Genomic DNA, 16,863 nt, shown 5'->3' with positions numbered 1-16,863 from the left:
TGGCTGCTAGGCGCACGGGTTTGCCGGGCGGAAGCATGCCGGAGATCTGCGAGGCGCTCATTCGAAAGGCGGGGCACCGGTGGTCGCCCGCGTACGACTCGCGAGGTAGCACCTCCGGAGGCGGCTCGACCGTCACACTCGAAGGCATGCAGGCAATGAGGAAGGCACTCGCGAGTCTTCTACCTTAGTAGCCGATCAGGAGCACGCCATCGAAGGGCAGCTTGAGGCGCTGCGAGGCATAAATAGCGTCGAACAGGTCGCGACTGCTGGAGTATGCCGACTTTGTGACCTTGCCGGTTCGGTAATTCAGGGGCTGCATGAGGACCATGTGCCGCGCGTCAAGCAATAGTGAGGCTCTGATAATGTCGCGATAGTCGGCGTTGCCGAACGCACCGCGGCCCGCCTCAACTTCGACAGCGATCCCATGCTCGTCATGAAATGCGTCGATTTCGTATGTTATTGATGCAGTTCCATTCTCTCCGAAAAGCACTGGGCGCTTGATCCTCTGATCAGACTTCTTGCCTGACTCGACTGTGTACCCGAGGTCCTCGAGGCTCGATCGAAGGTGGCTCAGAACCACGTCACTTGTTAGTCGGTCTGCATCCTGGGCGAGTACCGGCTCGGTGTCGATCTGGGCGCGCATGGCAGCGACCGCTGCCGTAAGGTCGGACGCCCAAGCAGGCGGACGTTGATTCCTGGGGTAGTAAGTCCAGCGTGGATATGCCATGAGATCAGCCATCACCATGATCTCTGTGCTACCTGCACGATTGGTCGCGCTGTGTCGAGTCTCATGTGAAACTTGTCGCGTCGTGCGGCGCCGGACTGCTGGCGTCCCTGCGGAGTAGCCTTGAGTGCTCCACGGAGTATCGCCGCGTCGAGGGCCGGCGCGTTTGGAATCCAGAACGCCTCGATTACGAGCGGGGCGAACGAGGCCTTTCGCATACGGGACTTGCCGCTCAGGCTCGCCACGCTCGGCCGCCGCTTGAATCCGTCGTGCCATGTCTTGAAAGCGCCGTCTTCGTCAACGATGCCTCGGCCGCTTAGGATCAGGAAACCGAGGCCCTGCTCGTTGATACAGGCACGCACAGCCTCCGCATCATTGAGTTGCACCTCGTGATCCGGTCCTTGGCTCGTGCGTGAGATGGGCAGGTATTTCTCGGATGTGTGTGATTTCAGATCCCAGACGTGGTTAAGTGAGTAGTCGAAAACGGTGTTCCCGTACTTGACTCTTGGCGGAAACGGATTCGGGCGGAACGAACTGTTTAGAATGGCGCGGCCACGGTACTCGAAATAGAAGCCCGCCCATTCCATCTGATTCTCCTGACGAGTTCCCTGATCCCTAAGCCAGGTCGTCTTTTCACGAGCATCCCAGGCAATCTCATCTTTGCGAAGCAGCTTCTGCCTAAGCGCATCGACGAGGGCGGCCCCTTCGTCCTCGGGCGTGAGGCCTTCTGCATACGAATCTCCGAGTCGCCCCAGCCGCCGTTCCGCACCCGCGAGGATTGTATTCAGTCCGGTGAGCCGGATGGTTTCGCCCGTGGAGATGAATTCGTCGCCCCAAGGGACTCCGAGCTCGCGGGCTATGGCTTCACCGAGCTGGGTTTTACTCAGGCCCCCCTGATCAAGTTCGGGGAGCAGGTTCTTGGCGAGATTGATGAGGACGCTCTTGTGTTCCTTGCTGCCCGGGCCGAGCCACTCGGGACCGGAATTCGTGAGCGCCGAAATCCGTGTGACCGCTTCAATCTTGGATACCGCCGGTCGGAAGTCTGCCCACTCTGGACCGCGGAGACCCTCCGGCGCATTCACCGCGAGAGCCTTGAGCGAGCCTTCCTGATAGGCAATGTACGCGCCGTGAAGAAGCGCATTCACTCCGTCAAGCGTGACCATTGTCTTGTCGACGTAGTCCCGCGGTTGCCACTCTATGCCCAGGGCGTCAGCGAGCCTGGCGCCCAAGACAGCATTGGTTTCCACGGTGGGAATGTCGAGCTCGAGAGCGTCGCGCAGCGCCATCAGGGCTCGCTTCTCCCCTCTCGTTCGTTCCGGCGTTGCACCGGTCAAAGCACCAATGCGGGTGACCGCTTCCGAAAGGGTGGCCGCCGGTATGAACTCTGGTTCGAATTGCTGTTCCACTGTTTCCCTAGTCCTCTAGAAATGCGGCTGCCTCGGCGTGGGCGTTTGGAATGCATAGTTGAATTGCTCGGACAGTGCAGGAGCGCGACAACCATGCTAAGCCCGCGTGGGCGACGGGCATGCTTCGCACTGACTACCCACCGCCCCCGTGCTGGACAGCCGTCTCCGAGTCGGGTGGCACACGCGCCGGTGCGCCGTCCAAGCGCACGCCGACGAGCTCCGCTCAGACGCCGACCGACTGCGCGGAGCGTGATCACGTTGCGTATGGACGAGCACATCTGGAGCCGTCACGTCGTGAGGCCGACCGGGCCGTCATCACGGTGGTCGACCAGACCCGCGACACCGAACGGGTCCCCGCGAAGAGGCTTGACGTCCTAGTTTGTCGATCTCGCACCGCGTACGTGGGATGGCTTCGGCAGACGCCGCCCTGGATTCGCCCCGGCCACACAGCATTCCGCGGTGGATCTAGATGGGCACGGGAAAGCGACCCCGGATGGTTGCCCGACGCGGTCGCGGGTCCTAAAGGCGTTCCACGTAGTCCGGCTCGGCATGAACGTGCTCGATCGCCGGCGATGTTGCCTTTCACGTCGCATTCATTGCGACGCCGGTGCCCTACGCAGAGCAGACCCTCCGGCACTCGGGTGGACGGGAGCAAGTTCAGCGGCGGACGGCGACTGGGGCGCGCTCACGGAGAGGCCCGCCGTTCAGCCACCATGGCAAGGTGCCCTGCGACTCGCTGTAGGCGGGTCGCGCCCGCATCCACTGAAGAGGCGGCGCCGGGCGCCGTGTTCAAGAAAGTGTCGTGATGTCCGACCACGTATCGGACATCACGACACAGAAGATCCTACAGTGTGCTGGCTACAGGTCCCGCCAATGCTGGACCACCCGCTCAAACCGCGCGGCGCAACTGCGCATCCAGCGTCGCGTGAGACGGGGCTCACGCCGGCGGCGCGTGTCCGTGGTGAAGTGAGTGCTCGCCCGTCGGGTTGCATCCGTAGCCACCTCTGCGCGACGGAGAATCGTGGGAGCCCGCCGCCGTCGACCGCCGAGCTTTCGTGCGGTGGCGTGGCCCAGTCCGTGGCGCCGCTTCGGTCTGAAGAGCATGCACTTTCGAGCCACCCTGCCGACCCTTCGCTCGGCCGCTACACCCGCCAGTGACATCCGCACATCGAACTACTGGCATCCCGCGCGGCTCATAGCCGACGTCAGCGCCCGCCGGCAGAATCTTGGTGTCCACTTCCGTAGGGAGAGCAATGACCTTCGTGCCGTCAAAGACAAAGAAGGACGCCCTGAAGCGCCTTAGCCAGACGCTCGGCTTCGACTTCCCCTTGTATGTTGGGAGCTCCGTTCCCAAGGAGCTCTTTACCGCCGCCACCCAGCGAGCTGGCGTGTCGGACGATGGCCAGATGCCCGAACGCGCCGAGCGTGTGGTCCTCAAAGCCGGGCTCACCTGGGATGACAAGTGCGACTCGAGGCACACGCCATCGGGCGGCGGGGCGACAGTCACGCTCACGGGCCTGAACCGATTGCTTGAGGCGATCGAGCGCCTGTCCGGCTTCACCGTGCCACAACCGGATGCACCCGAAGAGCTCGGTGTGCCGTATGAGCCCAGGACCAGCGTCATCACCGCTGAGCCGATTGAGCTCGTCCAGAACTGGGACAAACTCGACGAATCGACTCGCGCACACCAGGGCCTGGAGGAGGCTCTGGCACGGTACGTAAGATCCCTCGGCGTTGACCCGCGTTCCCCCAAGGCCTCCGAACCCGCGTTTGACCTAGCGTGGGAGTTCAACGAGACAATTGTGGTCGTAGAAGTCAAGAGCGCAAATGAGACCAACCGCCGTCAGCAAGCCCGCCTCGGAATTGGGCAAGTGCTGGAGTATGTCGGTATTCATCGTGACAATGCACCGGATGCTGGGGACTACCGCGCTGTGCTACTGCTCGGCCTTGAACCCGACAACATCGATTATCTGCTGGCGGCGGAGTCCAGTGTTCTCATTATCGGCCCGGACCAGTTCAACGAACTTGGGCTCGAGAACCTCCTGCCCGGCGCCGAATGGTTGTAACTAGTCCGAGCTGGCCGCAAACATGTCTGAGGCATAGACGGCCTCGAAGTCATACTCCAGATGGCCTAGGAGCATGACGTTGATGCTGTGCACCAGGTCGCGCGGACGCCGGACGTTCTCGTTTTGCCGACCGGCGTTGAGTTTCGTCACGACGTGCACCTCTTCCGACTCCTCCAGCGTCTTGACCAGCGCCCTCGTTGTCTTGAGGGAGTTTGGAACCGGTGTCGAAAGCAGGGTGCGCAACGGCAATGTTATTCCACCGTCGATACAGCGCCACCACCAGTACGGCAGAGAACTGTTCAGCAAGACGTAGGCCTTCTCCATGTCCGCCTTGGTCTCGAAGTACAGGACGTGCTTGGAGCCCCGGTCCAGATCTCGCTTAGTCGCCGAGACGTAGTAGCGCGGCGTTGATGCGACGTGGAGCTGGTAGACCGTTCGTGTGCGCGTCACCAGATCCTTGAGCCGAGTTTCGCTTCCTGCCAATGTGTCCCAGACCTGCTCGGTGCCAGGCATTACTTTCGCCCACTCGCCGGCGGGGCCCCGACGGAGGGTCATCAGCATCTTGCGAGCATCTGCCCACATGCGCTTACGTGAGCGTGCCGCCCAGCGCAGGATCGGAGTCACCGACCAGCCCTCGTCGCCAGGAGCAGAAACCGTGATTGCCGCCCGGACGAAGTTGGTCTTAGAACTGTTCGTCGAGCCGTACTTGTAGCCACGGAAGCACGTGTCCGGGACGTTGTCAAAGACCAGTACGTCGCCACCCGTGAGGCCCTCGAGAATCTGGCGCAGGGATGCATACTTCGCACCACCCAAGTGCGCGGCAGGAGTGATGGCAATGAACCCCTTGGACTCGTTGGCCACACGCTCCAGAAAGTAAACATAGAGTTCGCAAGAGTCTGCGGTGTCGAATCGTGCGATGCGGGCGGTTCGTGCGTACGGAGGGTTGACGATCGCATAGTCGTGCGCGGGCAAATCTCCCGGACTGAGGAAGTCGCGGACCTGCGATCGTGACACTAGAGCGGGAAGCGCATTGATGTCCTCGTGGGCTGCGAAGTTGGCGATCAACAATGCGATCGCCGTTTTGAGCGCGACCGGATCGAGATCTACGAGCGTCAGATGCTCCGCCACAAACCGGCCCGCGTCCTCCATAGCGTTGGCGAGGTGGAAGGAGAGGTTCCCGACGCCGCAGCAGGGGTCGAGCCACGTGCCCTGCTGGAACCGGCTGGCCTGAGATGCCATGAAGGCGGCGACGTCATCGGGAGTGAAGTACTGGCCCTTCTCGCGTCTGCTCCGGTGATCCGACAGCGCCACGAGGGCCTCATAGACGACGCCGATCTCGCCGATGCTCATCCCGCTGAGCGGGCTAGTCTCGGCCGCTTCGACACCGAGATGCTCTGCGAGTTGAACCGACAAGTCAGGACGCATGTCTGAGACCAGGCGAGCCACCGCACCTAGCCAGTTGCGCTGCATCCTAGACCTGCCCGGAGCGTTGAGCGACTTGATCGCCGCAGTGACGCGTCCCGTAATCACGCCAGAACCACCGGCTGGGATACGCCCGGTCGTGGTGGTGTGCTCGGCGTCGGTGGGGCGGTCAAGCAGGGTGCTCATTGGCCTCGCTCCTTCTCGGCCCGAACACACACCTGCACCGATCCAAGTCGATTGATTCAGGTGCCGTCTGGGCTCACTCCATCGCTACGGTCCATTCTGGCCCCTCGCCGGCGCCGAGACGCCGAGGCACGCGTGCCTTGGGGGCGATGGATCGAACATATCTTCGACCTCCGACAAATGAACTCACAGTACGGTCGGCCGGCATCCGGGTCGAGCACGTCGACCGTCCTCGGTTACCCTCTTCTTCGTCGATGTCGACGATGATGCTCTACTGCGTCGTCGCAGGTATGGGAACTCAGCACCGTCCCCGGTTTCGTTCCACGCTTCAGGTCCCGAGGTGGGTGGCGTCCCCTGGGGTGGTGGGGTTTCCGGCGGGGTCGCCGGCGTCGTAGACGTGGGTGAGCCATCGTGCGATGGTCAGTGAGAACTGTCTAGGAATCTCACGAAGGACACAACGCACGATGGCTCTTGACCAGTCTGCCCTCCTCGAGCTGCTCGGGGAACTCAAGCTCACCGATGTCTCGGATCGGATCCGGGTCGCGACCGAAACGTTGTACCAGGAGTTGATCGACGCGGAAGCGGCCGCGTTCATCGGCGCCGCCCCGTACGAACGCACCGACACCCGCACCACGCAACGCAATGGCTCCCGGCCCAGGGAGTTGACCACCACCGCGGGCGAGTTGGAGCTGCGGGTGCCGAAGCTGCGGACCGGGTCGTTCTTCCCGTCGCTGTTGGAGCGACGTCGCCGGGTGGATCAGGCGTTGTTCGCGGTCGTGATGGAGGCGTACGTGCACGGCGTCAGCACCCGGAAGGTCGATGACCTGGTCAAGGCGCTCGGCGCGGACACCGGGATCAGCAAGTCCGAGGTGTCCCGGATCTGCGCCAACCTGGACGAGGACGTCGCCGCGTTCCGGGACCGGCCGCTGGCCGACACCAGCTACCCGTACGTGTTCCTCGACGCGACGTACTGCAAGGCGCGGGTCGGCCGGCGGGTGGTGTCCCAGGCGGTGGTCGTCGCAGTCGGGGTCGCCGCGGACGGGCGGCGTGAGGTGCTCGGCTTCGAGGTCGGCGACACCGAGTCGCAACCGTTCTGGACCACGTTCCTGCGATCCCTCAAGGCGCGCGGGCTGGGTGGCGTGCAGCTGGTGATCAGCGACGCGCACACCGGCCTGATCGCCGCGATCCAGACCGTGCTACAGGGCGCGGCCTGGCAGCGGTGCCGGGTGCACTTCATGCGCAACGTGCTCGCCAACGTGCCCAAGACCGCCGGTCCGATGGTGGCGTCGATCATCCGCACGATCTTCGCCCAACCCGACGCCGCCCACGTCCACCAGCAGTTCGACGAGGTCGTGCGGATGCTGACCCGATCGCACCCGAAGGTCGCCAGCATGCTCGAGGACGCCCGCGAGGACCTGCTCGCGTTCACCGGGTTCCCGCAGCAGCATTGGCGGCAGATCTGGTCCACGAACGCACTGGAGCGGGTCAACAAGGAGGTCAAGCGCCGCACCGACGTCGTCGGCACGTTCCCGAACCCCGCCGCGCTGCTGCGCCTGGCCGGGCACGTCCTGATCGAGCAGCACGACGAATGGGACGGCGCCGACCGCCGCTACTTCAGCGAACACTCCATGAAGCTCCTGAACACTACCCCGGAGGAGGTGGCCATCCCGGAACTGACCGCGGCATAATCAACCAAGCTGACCCGCACGGTGTCGAGAAACTCCACCACACAGCGGGACGCCACCCCCGAGGTGCCGCGCGGGCGGCGAGGTTCGGAGTGGGTGCGCAGCGCCATCCGGCCCGCACAGTCGAGGTGCGCAAATCGCGGCCACGCCTCGCTCCACGGCATCCGCATGTCGGTGCACACTGTGATCGGCAGGCATTGCTCCGCGTTCTCGACGTCCAGGTGGTTGTCGAGCCGTCCGCGCACATCGCACGATCCGAACAGCCACCCGACGATGCGCGGTGAGTACCCGACGAACACGGCGGCGTCCGCGCCATCCGTCGGCCGCGCACTGAACCACAGCTCGTTGCGCCCGCTGAACACCCGATCGGCGGAGGCGCCGGGCGCCGGCTCGAAGCGGTCGAGCGCGCCGGCCTCGGCGCAGTTTGCTGCGACGATTGGGCCGCCCGGCACGTTGACCGCGACATCCGCGATCTGCTGCACGTATCGGGCCAGCCGACGGTGTCGCGCGCGACCTGGTTGATCGCGGGCAGGGGAGTGACGCCGACGACGTCGACGGGCACGAGCGGCAGTGCGATCACGGCCGAGATCACGCCGTTCACCGAGACGGCCGCCCAGACGACGGCGCGCCGCGCGCGGGTGCGCATCCATTCGGCGACGGGCATGCAGCCGAGCGCGAGGAGCACCTGCATCACCCCGAGCGCATAGGTGAACTGCGAGCAGCCCACGAACGTGAACACGAGCGCGACGATGAAGGCACCGACCAGCCAAGGAGTGGGGTCAGTTGTTGCGGCTACGCGACCCGCCGACACTCCGCTAGTTGAACCCGAATTCTTCGGAGACGGCCCGAGCGTTCCGCAGCCCCGCGTGCACGAGCAGCCGCCCCACGACGTGGCCTCGCCGACGAGGTCGAAGAACGCGCCATCCAGCACCGCCCGCAGCTCACCCGTCGCGTCGATCGAAGCGGGGTACCGCAGCGCCGGCCGATCCGGCCAGTCCGGTGCCCACACCGCGAGCGACGCGACACCGCCCGTCAACGGCCCCACGGCCCCATCGCTCGACGTGTACACCCGGGCCGTCACGATCTCGCCGCCGTTCCACGCGACATCCTCGAACCACACCCGACCCCCGGCGGTGAACGACAACCCCGCACCGAAGCGCTCGTGCGGGGTCGGGCACTCGCTTTCGGCGGGCGGCTCCAGCCACGACGTGAGCGCCACCTCGGCCGGCACCTCGATGAGGGGGATCTCGGGCCGTTCGATCAGGGGGCCGAGTTCCGGGTCGCCGGCGACCGACTCGTAGGCCAGCGGGATGGCGGCCGAGCCGCCCGGGGGGAGGGCGAGCCAGGCGTGGCCGACGTAGATGCGGAACAGGTTCCGGGTCTGGCGGATGCCGAAGAAGTGCGTCGTCTCGCGCTCGAGCGTGTTGTCGAAGCCCATCACCGTGCGGATGCGGTCCGACGGGGAGCCGTTCGCGACCGACTCGGTCGTGAAGTTCGACTGGGCCCAGTTGTCGACCACGACGAGCTCGTCCTCGCCCGGGTTCAGCGGGTTGCGGAAGCGGTCGATGCGGGCGTTCACGCAGAAGTGCTCGACCTCCACGTCGTTCAGCTTCAGCGAGGCCGGCGGCGTCCACGGCAACGTCGATCGTCACCTGGCTCTTCGCCGCGATGACGGGGATCCTCGGCGGGTCGGGCAGCGGGTTCCACGCGCCCGGCGCGGTCGTGAACGGCAGCCACTGCACGTGGGTCGCGACATCCGTCGCCGCGAGGGTGCCCTTGTTGTGGATGGTGAGCCGGATGGTGTGCGGCGAGCCCTTGACGACGAACTCCTCGCCGAAGGGGTTGCGCAGCCTGATGTCGGGGCTCTTGTAGTTCGTGCCGCCGGGCGCGGGCCGCAACTGCAGCTGCGGACGGTGCGCGCTGACGAAGTGCACCGTCACGCGCGCGCGGTTCGGGTCGGCCGCGTCGATCGAGTCGAGCGAGACGCGGAAGTCCCACATGCGCATCGGATCGGTCACGTCGTTGTCCTCGAAGTCCTCGCCCGCGACATCCAGCACCGGGCCCTCGCCATCGCCGTCGACCGGCAGCAGCAGGATCGGCGGCCGCTTCGGGATCTCGGTCGAGGGCGTGACATCCGTGCCCAGCACCAGCGCCAGCCCCGGCTCGTCGGTCAGCTCGTCGAGCTCCTTGTCGCCGACCGACGTGGCCGCCTGCGGCCGGTACTCGAAGACGTAGCATCGCTGGTCGTCGATCGGCACCTCAGAAGGCGGTCAGTCGACGGCCGCGATCGACTGCGGCAGGTCGCGATCGCCCGAGGTGGCCGTGATGTGCCTCGTCACGAACACCTTTTGACGGGTCGGGTACGCTCGCCGGGTCGTTCGGGCGGAGAAGTTCCGCTCGAGATCGAAGTCCAAGGGCTTCGGAGCGGCGAGCTCGACGTCCTGGATCTCGCCCTCCAAACGCACGCGGAGCGCGTCGACGAGGGCCTCCACCGTCTCGAGCACCGCGTGAACGAGCCGCCCGAACTCATCAGTCACGTCGGGTGGCAGCCATTGGCTGATCGTCGGATCCCAGATGCGGCGACGGCCGGGTTCTTCGGGAGTGGTCACGACCAACGGCCACGTCGTCGAGAGTTCACTCTGCGAATGCGCGACGGTCGTATTCCGGTAGGCCCTGATCCGCTCGTGGATATCCACGAATGCGGTCGGGATCTCGATGTGGCGATCGAGCGTCGAACGCACCTTGGATGGCACGAACGCACGGCAGTAGGCCACGACGGCCGCATCGACCAGGAAACCCGCCATGTCGAGGTCGTCCGCGTCGCGACAACGCTCGGCGAACTCGAGCGCAGTGGCGGCGGGAGAAAGGTCACCGCCGGCGAAGTGCATCAGTTCGAGGTATCGTCGCGTGTCCGGTGTGTCGGGCAGGAGCGAGAACTGCAGGGACTGCGCCCGATCGTGTTCCTCCGCTGTGCTCACGGGACGAGCCTATGGTGACGCGGTCGTGAGGTCGCGTGTGCCGTCATGCGGGCGGCTTGCCGATCCGCGACCTGATCAGTGCGGTCAGCACGTCGGGAGGGACGCGTGCAACTTCCATCGACGGATTCCGGCGGGCCGAGTCGGCGATCCGACGCAGCGTGCGCTGAGCATCTCCGCGAGCGCCGGACGGACCGACCAATCGCCTCGCGGCGTACCAGGATCGAGTGGCCGCGGAGGCGACCCTCGAGCCGATGGTCGGGCGCGACGAGCAGGAACGGCTCGGACGGGGCCGGCGGGCCGGTTCGACGGGCATGCGGCGATCACGGTGCGGGACGAGGCATCCGAGCGGATGGCGCGGGGCCGGCGCGTCCGGGCCCTGGGGCTCCGGCCGGTGGTCGGCGGTCAGTCGCGGACGCGATCGACGAGCTCTGCGAGCTCGGCGAAGCTGCGCGATACGGTGACCCACAGCGCGTCGGCGTCGACGCGGTCGTAGTGATGGACGACGAAGTCGCGGTTGCGCGCGGCCTGCGACCAGAGCGGGTCGCTGAAGCGCGACGGATCGGCGGCGACGAGGCGCTTCGCGAGGTCGCCGACCCGATTCGACAACGCCTCGAAGGCCAAGGGGAGTGCGGGGTCGCGGTCGAAGTCGTCGCGACCGCGGGCGACGAGTGCCGAGGCGGTCTTCAGAGTCGCCGTGAGGTCGTCGAGCCAGCGTTCGATGCGGTCGGCGGGCATCACAGGTCGACGGCCTCGGTCAGCACAGCGTGATCGCGCTTCGGGTCGAGCGAACGACGCGACACGACGCCGACCGGGCGGTCGAGGAGCGACTCCAGGTCGAGTTCGAACTGGGCGAGGTCGAACAGCGACGCGTCGGGCTCGGGGTCGACGAGGAGATCGATGTCGCTCTCGGCGGTCTCGTCGCCGCGGGCGACCGAGCCGAACACCTGCACCGACCGGATGCGATTCGCGCGGGCGAGGCGTTCGATGAGTGGCTTCCGGTGATGGAGGAGGTCGAGTACGGGCGCCGCCGCGCGCTCGATGGAGGACCCGAGGCCGCTGAGCGCCGCGTACGGCATGAGTACGGCCTCAGGTTTGCGGTGCGATCCGATGACCACCGGGCGCGCATCCGCCCCGCGAGTTCGGAACTCGCGGAGCAGGCCGGAGAGACCGGCGCGCGCGTCGGCGACGGGCATGACTCGTGTGCCTGCGAGGTCGTCGAGCGCATCGAATCTCACGAGGCGATTCTACCGCGAATATGTACGGAAAGATGTACATATTTGGAATGACTGCTTCGCCTTCGGAGGCGCGAGAAGTGCTGCTCGACGTCGGCCCCGCCGGCTCGATCGACTCGCTGCACACGCACAAGCCCGCGGTCATCACGTGGACGGCCGGCTCGAGCACTCCTACACGGCGGTCGCGCTGCAGGAGGAGCCCGTCGCGGTCGGCGGGTACGCGCAGAACGAGATGCGGGGGATCGTCCGGGCGACGAACCGGGCCTGAGCGCGCTGCGCGAGCCGGCGTCACTCGACGTGCCGGTTGCGCCGGGGTGCGCGGGGGCGGGTCCGGCAGAAGCGGCAACTCGATGCGGGGGACGGGCGCGGGAGCGCCCGCTCGCCTGTGGCCTCGTCCTCGCACGCCGTGGCGACTCCATGCTGATGCGGCGGGCGCGTCAAGCCACGCGAGGTCAGGTCCGGTCCCGCCCGTACGCGGCGAGCACTGCGAGGATGATGACTCCGTAGATGAGGTTCTGCATCGTCGCGCCGAGGTTGAACACGGCGACGAGGGTCGCGACCTGTCCGAGCACGAGTGCGCCGACGAAGGTGCCGACCATCGAACCGCGACCGCCGAACATCGAGGCGCCGCCGACGATCACTGCGGCGACCGAGCCGAGGAGGTAGGGGTTGCCCATCGTGGTCTCGGCCTGCGAATAGTAGCCCACGATGACGATGCCGGCGAACGCGGCGAGCAGGCCCGAGACGGCGTAGCCCGAGATCCGGATGCGGGCGACGGGCTGGCCGGCGAGCCGGGCGGCATCCTCCCGCGAACCGACGAGAAAGAGCGAACGACCCCACCCGGTGTAGCTGAGGATCGCCTGCAGCACGAGCATGAGCACGAGCGCCAGCGGCAGCACCGCGGCGATCGACAGGCCCAGGAACTCGATCTGGTTCGCGGTGATCGCCTTCACCAGGTCGGGCACGACCGTGAGTTCGGACAGCGGGAAGTTGAGCAGCAGCAGCCCGAACAGCAGGCCGTTCATGGCGATCGTGGTCACGATCGGGGTGAGGCCGACCTTCGCGACGATCACGCCGTTGAGGATCCCGATGACCAACCCGCTTCCCAGCGCGAGGAGGAGGGCGACGACGGGCCCGAAGGCGGAGTTCCAGGTGAGGAACCCGAGCGCCGCGAAGGCGATCGTGTTCGGCACCGAGAGGTCGATGCCGCCCTGGATCACCGCGACGGTCTGGCCGTACGACGCCACGGCGAGGATCGCCGCGAAGGTCGCCGTGCTGATCAGTCCCGGCATGCTGAAGAGCGACGGTCTGAGGAGCCCGCCGATCACGAAGAGGGCGAGGAAGATCAGGATGCCCCATCCGGCCCGCGGCATCCGGGACAGGACGCGGGAGTACGCGCTCTGCCTCGTGCCGGGGGCCTCGGAGACATCCGACTGCTCATCGACGACGGTCTGCGTGTCACTCATGGTGGCCCCTTCGCAATGCGGATTGCCGGATGACGAACTGGATGATGCGGGGGATCACGACGACGGCGAGGATGATCAGGGCGCTGATCACGTACTGCCAGTACGAGTTGATTCCCGCGAAGAACAGCAGGTTGCCCACCATGCCGAGGACCGCGGCGGCGATGATCGTGCCCAGGATGCTGCCGCGCCCGCCGGCGAAGGCGGCGCCCGAGAGCGCCACGACCGCGATGGAATTGAGCAGGTACGGGTCGCCGCTGCGGGGGTCGCCCGTCATCGTGGAGCCCGAGAGCAGCACCGCGCCGAGCGACACCACGGCGCCCGACACCATGAACGTGACGAGGATCGTCAGCCGTGGCTTGAGCCCGGCCGACTGCACGGCCGCCCGGCCCGACCCGACGCCGTAGACCTGGCGCCCGAATGCCGTGCGCTGCAGGAAGAACCACAGGCCGACGGCGACGAGAGCGAGCCAGACGAGGGCGATCGGGACGTACGGCATGAGCTCGCCGCTCGTGGCGAGGTAGATGTCGGCGCTCAGCGCGCCGCCCGGGCGATCGAGGATCTGCCTGGCGAGCGCCGCGTAGATGAACGCGGTCGCGAGGGTGACCGCGATCGCCGGCAGGTTCGCGTACGCGACGAGCGCCCCGTTGACCGCTCCGCAGAGGATGCCCGTCACGATGCACAGCACCAGCGCGCCAGGCGCCGACAGGCCGGCGATCTGCGTCGCGAAGACCACGTTGCACAGGCTCGTGATGGCGCCGATCGAGATGTCGATGCCGCCGATGAGCACGATCAGCAGCTGGCCGAGCGCGATGAGCGCGAGCGGGGCGATGAGGTTGGCCGCGGACTGCAGCTGGAAGCGCGTGAGCAGGCCCGGGTTGATGACGACGTAGACGCCGAAGAACACGACGAACGCGAGTACGGGCGCGAGGGCGCCGTCGTACCGGAGCCGCCGGACCCCGGTGCCCAGGCGGCCGGGGGCGGGTGCCGCGGTGGCGATGGTGGTGGTCGTGGGGCTCATGCGGTGCCCACCGCCGCTCCGACGATCGCATCCGGCGTGATCTGGTCGCCGTCGAGCACGCGGGCGACGCGCCCCCGGTACAGCACGGCGACGCGGTGGCACAGGTGCACGAGCTCCTCCACTTCGGTCGAGAACCAGATGATCGCGACGCCCGATTCCGCGAGCTCGAGCATGGCCGCGTACAGTTCCTGCTTCGCTCGCACGTCGATGCCGCGGGTGGGATCGTGCAGCAGCAGCACGGAGCGGTTCCGGTCGATCCAGCGACCGAACACCACCTTCTGCTGGTTGCCGCCCGACAGGGCGCCGACCGCCTCGTTCGGCCCGCGCGTGCGCACGCTCAGGCTGCCGAGCACGCGGTCGACCCAGCTCCGCTCGCGACGGAGCTGCACGGGTCCGCCGGGCGCGATCGGTCGCAGCCACGGGGCGAGGAGGTTCTCTCCGACGCTCAGCGTCAGTGCGAGCCCCTCGGTCTTCCGATCCTCGGGCACGAAGCCGACGCCGCGGCGCACGGCGCGCGTGGGCGTGAGGTGCCGGGCCGGTCGGCCGCCGATCGCCCACACCTCGGCCAGTGCCGGGGTGGCGCCGAACAGGCAGCGCAGCAACTCGGTCTGCCCCTGGCCCTGGAGACCGCCGATCCCGACGATCTCGCCGCGGTGCGCGGTGAGGTCGACGCCCGCCAGGGCCTCGGAGCGGAGACCGCGCACCTCGAGCGCCAGCGGTGCATCCGCGGCGGGCGCGTCGGGCCGGTCGGGGAAGTGGCGGCGCGCGGTCCGCCCCGCCATCTGCGAGACGAGGTCATCCTCGGACCACGACCCTCTCGTGAACTCGCCCACCGAGGCGCCGTCGCGCAGGACCGTTCCGCGATCGGCGATCTCGGAGATCTCGCCGAGGCGGTGGGACACGTAGATGACGCCCACCCCCTGCGCCGTGAGCTCGCGGATCCGAGCGAACAGCCAGGCGACGCCGGTGGGGCTCAGGGCCGAGGATGCCTCGTCGAGGATCAGCAGCCTCGGATCGGCCGCGATCGCGCGGACGATCTCGATCACCTGGCGGTCGGCCAGGCGCAGGTCGCCGACGACCGACGATGGATCCAGGTGCGTCACGTCGAGACGGGCGAGGAGTTCCTCCGCCTGCTCGCGTGCCTTCCGCTGCGAGAACAGGCCACGCCCGCGTCGCTCGGGCAGCATCAGGTTCTCGGCGACGGTCCAGTCCGGCACGAGCGCGAGCTCCTGGAAGGCGCACGCGACGCCGCGTTCGCGGGCCTCGGCGATCGACGTGACGTCGAACGGCTCGCCGCCGAGCGTGATCGCGCCCGACGTCGCCGCGGTCGCTCCGGCGAGGATGCGGGACACGGTGCTCTTGCCCGCGCCGTTCTCGCCGACGAGGGCGAGCACCTCGCCGGGCATGCAGCTGAAGCTCGCCCCGTCGAGCGCGCGGACGGCGCCGTATCGCTTGGTGAGGTCGGATGCCACGAGCAGTGGCTCCGTCCGGAGCACCGCGTCGGGCGCGGTGCTCCGGAGGGTCTGGTGGTCCACAGCGTCTCCCTCGATCGTCGGGCCGCGACTACTTCTGGTAGAACGCGAGCACTTCGTCGACGGTCAGGTCCAGGCCCGGGAAGTCGTAGCCGAGCTGGAAGTTGTCGGGCTGGTCCGGGAGGCAGAAGTCCTCGGCGTTCTCGTTCGTGATCTCCAGCGGCGGGAAGAACTGCTCCTTCTCGATGTCCTCGCCGTCGAGCAGCGCGACGGCCTGCTCGAGCCCCTTCGCGTAGATCGCCGGCTGGCCGAACACCATGTTGCCGACCAGTCCCTCGTCGGCGTGCTCGACGAGCGTGCACGCCTCGCCGTTGTAGCCGGAGCCGCCCACGACGGGCACGAAGTCGATCCCCGCATCCGCGAACGCCGTCGGGATACCCTGGCCGCCGGTGAGGAAGGAGTAGACGCCGCCGACGTCGGGGTTGGACTGCAGGATCTGCGCCATCGCCTTCTGCGCGTCGGCCTCGTTCCATCCGTTCGTGCCGCGAGCGACGATCGTCGCCCCACCCTCGGTGAGCACGTCCTCGACACCGGGCATCGAGCCGTCGTTGAGCGGGACGCCGGCGAGGCCCTCGAGCACCGCGACATCCGTATTGTCGCCGAGCTGGTCGACGAGCCACTCGGCGCCGACGGTTCCGGCGCTCGCCCAGTCGGTCGACACCGTGTACACGTAGTCGTTGTCGTATGGGCCGCCGTTGGCGAACACCGGGATGCCGGCGGCCTCGGCCTGTGCGATGGCCGCGTCGGCACCGGTCGCCGAAGCCGGGTCGAACAGGATCGCGTCGACGCCCTCGGCGATGAGGTTCTGGATGGCCGCGTTCTGCTGGGCCGCGTCGTTGTCGTTCGTTCGCACGATCTTGACCTCGACGCGGTCCGCGTACTCGGGCCGCGCGGCGAGGGCCTGCAGGGACGCGAGTCCCATCTCGCGCCACGCCTGGCCGCCGAGCGGCTGCTGGAAGCCGATGACGAACTTCTCGGAGCCGTCGGCGGCGGGGGCGGCGCCCTCGGCCGGGGCCGACGTGCAGCCGGCGAGGACGGTGGTGAGGGCGACGGCCGTGGCCGCCGCTGCGGTGACGATGGCGCGCTTCTGGGTGCGTGAGGACTGCATTGCTTCTCCTTTGAACATGCATGGGGGCGGCCTCGTGGGGCCG

At 67.2% G+C, this 16,863-nt stretch carries 14 protein-coding genes; 3 read left to right on the top strand and 11 right to left on the bottom strand.

Going from position 1 to position 16,863, the window contains the following annotated elements; genetic code table 11:
* Positions 1-184: 184 nt before the first annotated feature.
* Both AC3RKB_RS02515 and AC3RKB_RS02510 read right to left on the bottom strand, forming a co-directional pair.
* Positions 185-745, bottom strand: coding sequence for a hypothetical protein (locus tag AC3RKB_RS02515; protein ID WP_491434401.1), 561 nt, complete (start codon positions 743-745; stop codon positions 185-187).
* Positions 739-2,130: a hypothetical protein gene (locus tag AC3RKB_RS02510; RefSeq protein ID WP_491434400.1), complete on the bottom strand. Its 1,392-nt coding sequence runs from the start codon at positions 2,128-2,130 to the stop codon at positions 739-741. Before AC3RKB_RS02510 ends, AC3RKB_RS02515 begins: the two co-directional genes overlap by 7 nt.
* A gap of 1,253 nt (positions 2,131-3,383) precedes the next feature.
* On the opposite strand from AC3RKB_RS02510, the gene AC3RKB_RS02505 reads away from it, so the two are divergent.
* Positions 3,384-4,196, top strand: coding sequence for a hypothetical protein (locus AC3RKB_RS02505; protein ID WP_491434399.1), 813 nt, complete (start codon positions 3,384-3,386; stop codon positions 4,194-4,196).
* Here the strand turns inward: AC3RKB_RS02505 and AC3RKB_RS02500 are convergent, their stop codons facing one another.
* A complete protein-coding gene (locus tag AC3RKB_RS02500) occupies positions 4,197-5,804 on the bottom strand; it encodes an N-6 DNA methylase (protein ID WP_491434398.1) in 1,608 nt (535 codons plus the stop codon).
* 461 nt (positions 5,805-6,265) lie between these two features.
* On the opposite strand from AC3RKB_RS02500, the gene AC3RKB_RS02495 reads away from it, so the two are divergent.
* Positions 6,266-7,489 carry an IS256 family transposase gene (locus AC3RKB_RS02495; RefSeq protein WP_491436735.1) on the top strand — a complete coding sequence of 408 codons (1,224 nt, stop codon included), beginning with the start codon at positions 6,266-6,268 and terminating at the stop codon, positions 7,487-7,489.
* Here AC3RKB_RS02495 and AC3RKB_RS02490 read toward each other — a convergent pair.
* Positions 7,446-9,125 (bottom strand): hypothetical protein, encoded by a 1,680-nt coding sequence (locus tag AC3RKB_RS02490; protein ID WP_491434397.1) that lies wholly within the window; start codon positions 9,123-9,125, stop codon positions 7,446-7,448. The genes AC3RKB_RS02495 and AC3RKB_RS02490 overlap by 44 nt on opposite strands.
* 29 nt (positions 9,126-9,154) lie before the next feature.
* Here AC3RKB_RS02490 and AC3RKB_RS02485 point away from each other — a divergent pair, with 29 nt between their 5' ends.
* Positions 9,155-9,358 carry a hypothetical protein gene (locus tag AC3RKB_RS02485; protein ID WP_491434396.1) on the top strand — a complete coding sequence of 68 codons (204 nt, stop codon included), beginning with the start codon at positions 9,155-9,157 and terminating at the stop codon, positions 9,356-9,358.
* Between the two features lie 398 nt (positions 9,359-9,756).
* Here the strand turns inward: AC3RKB_RS02485 and AC3RKB_RS02480 are convergent, their stop codons facing one another.
* From AC3RKB_RS02480 to AC3RKB_RS02450, 7 genes are all read right to left on the bottom strand, one after another.
* Positions 9,757-10,374, bottom strand: coding sequence for a hypothetical protein (locus AC3RKB_RS02480; RefSeq protein WP_491434395.1), 618 nt, complete (start codon positions 10,372-10,374; stop codon positions 9,757-9,759).
* Positions 10,375-10,866: 492 nt separating this feature from the next.
* On the bottom strand, positions 10,867-11,199 hold the full coding sequence (locus tag AC3RKB_RS02475; RefSeq protein WP_491434394.1) for a HepT-like ribonuclease domain-containing protein: 333 nt from the start codon (positions 11,197-11,199) through the stop codon (positions 10,867-10,869).
* Positions 11,199-11,699, bottom strand: coding sequence for a nucleotidyltransferase domain-containing protein (locus AC3RKB_RS02470; protein WP_491434393.1), 501 nt, complete (start codon positions 11,697-11,699; stop codon positions 11,199-11,201). The genes AC3RKB_RS02475 and AC3RKB_RS02470 overlap by 1 nt, the downstream gene beginning before the upstream one ends.
* A 449-nt stretch (positions 11,700-12,148) precedes the next feature.
* Positions 12,149-13,162: an ABC transporter permease gene (locus tag AC3RKB_RS02465; protein WP_491434392.1), complete on the bottom strand. Its 1,014-nt coding sequence runs from the start codon at positions 13,160-13,162 to the stop codon at positions 12,149-12,151.
* Positions 13,155-14,180, bottom strand: coding sequence for an ABC transporter permease (locus AC3RKB_RS02460; RefSeq protein ID WP_491434391.1), 1,026 nt, complete (start codon positions 14,178-14,180; stop codon positions 13,155-13,157). Before AC3RKB_RS02460 ends, AC3RKB_RS02465 begins: the two co-directional genes overlap by 8 nt.
* A complete protein-coding gene (locus tag AC3RKB_RS02455) occupies positions 14,177-15,715 on the bottom strand; it encodes a sugar ABC transporter ATP-binding protein (protein ID WP_491434390.1) in 1,539 nt (512 codons plus the stop codon). Before AC3RKB_RS02455 ends, AC3RKB_RS02460 begins: the two co-directional genes overlap by 4 nt.
* A 28-nt stretch (positions 15,716-15,743) precedes the next feature.
* Positions 15,744-16,820: a substrate-binding domain-containing protein gene (locus AC3RKB_RS02450; protein ID WP_491434389.1), complete on the bottom strand. Its 1,077-nt coding sequence runs from the start codon at positions 16,818-16,820 to the stop codon at positions 15,744-15,746.
* Between the last annotated feature and the right edge of the window lie 43 nt (positions 16,821-16,863).

This window comes from Agromyces capsici (assembly GCF_058349965.1).
Note: the sequence above shows the minus strand (reverse complement) of the source record. Positions and strands in the feature narration are given on the sequence as shown.

Excerpts from the sequence above, each read along its gene's own strand:
- AC3RKB_RS02460 (WP_491434391.1), bottom strand. The coding sequence starts at position 14,180 with ATGAGCCCCACGACCACCACCATCGCCACCGCGGCACCCGCCCCCGGC.
- AC3RKB_RS02500 (WP_491434398.1), bottom strand. The coding sequence starts at position 5,804 with ATGAGCACCCTGCTTGACCGCCCCACCGACGCCGAGCACACCACCACG.
- AC3RKB_RS02475 (WP_491434394.1), bottom strand. The coding sequence starts at position 11,199 with ATGCCCGCCGACCGCATCGAACGCTGGCTCGACGACCTCACGGCGACT.
- AC3RKB_RS02505 (WP_491434399.1), top strand. The coding sequence starts at position 3,384 with ATGACCTTCGTGCCGTCAAAGACAAAGAAGGACGCCCTGAAGCGCCTT.
- AC3RKB_RS02485 (WP_491434396.1), top strand. The coding sequence starts at position 9,155 with ATGACGGGGATCCTCGGCGGGTCGGGCAGCGGGTTCCACGCGCCCGGC.
- AC3RKB_RS02450 (WP_491434389.1), bottom strand. The coding sequence starts at position 16,820 with ATGCAGTCCTCACGCACCCAGAAGCGCGCCATCGTCACCGCAGCGGCG.
- AC3RKB_RS02495 (WP_491436735.1), top strand. The coding sequence starts at position 6,266 with ATGGCTCTTGACCAGTCTGCCCTCCTCGAGCTGCTCGGGGAACTCAAG.
- AC3RKB_RS02480 (WP_491434395.1), bottom strand. The coding sequence starts at position 10,374 with ATGCACTTCGCCGGCGGTGACCTTTCTCCCGCCGCCACTGCGCTCGAG.
- AC3RKB_RS02465 (WP_491434392.1), bottom strand. The coding sequence starts at position 13,162 with ATGAGTGACACGCAGACCGTCGTCGATGAGCAGTCGGATGTCTCCGAG.
- AC3RKB_RS02515 (WP_491434401.1), bottom strand. The coding sequence starts at position 745 with ATGGTGATGGCTGATCTCATGGCATATCCACGCTGGACTTACTACCCC.